This is a genomic window from Ruegeria sp. BB7, assembly GCF_056539365.1.
In genome coordinates this window covers 1-513 of sequence record NZ_JBQFUV010000055.1, presented here as the reverse complement: position 1 = coordinate 513, position 513 = coordinate 1, and the positions used below count along the sequence as shown (strand labels likewise).

General features: G+C 55.0%; 1 protein-coding gene. It reads right to left on the bottom strand.

The annotated features are described in order from the left end of the window. The coding region (locus ACR0D7_RS19430) for a calcium-binding protein (RefSeq protein WP_480680484.1) at positions 1-513 on the bottom strand (513 nt) is incomplete at both ends.

The following is a 513-nucleotide window of genomic DNA, read 5'->3' as shown; positions in this document are numbered from 1 at the left end:
CCATCAATGTCTACATCATTATCGTCGATGATCAGCGTATCGTCGCCTCCGCCCGCAAGCAGAGTATCCGCGCCCGCACCACCACTTAACGTGTCAGCGCCAGTTCCACCTTTGATAAAGTCGTCTCCGGCCAGACCATCGACCGTGTAACCTGCACCATCCAATTCGATATCATCGGCGGCCGCAGTGGCCACAATATGTTCGACGTTGCGGATGGTTCCGCGGTCTGCAGGCACCGTGCCGGCAGTCAAAACAGAGCGTTCGCCATTAATGGAAACCACAATACGATCCCCATCGACCACATCAGACAGATTGACGGTGTATTCAACTGCACCAGTTGCGGCATCAAGCATTCCCGATGAGACACTCAACGGCGCATCTTGGTCAGCAACTTCAACATCTGGCCCAGAAAGCCCCAACCCGTCAGTGTGCAGAGACTGAATCTCGGCTGCCGTCAGAGCACGGTTAAAGAGTGCAAGATCATCAATCGTGCCGCTGAACGGCCTGTCCAGT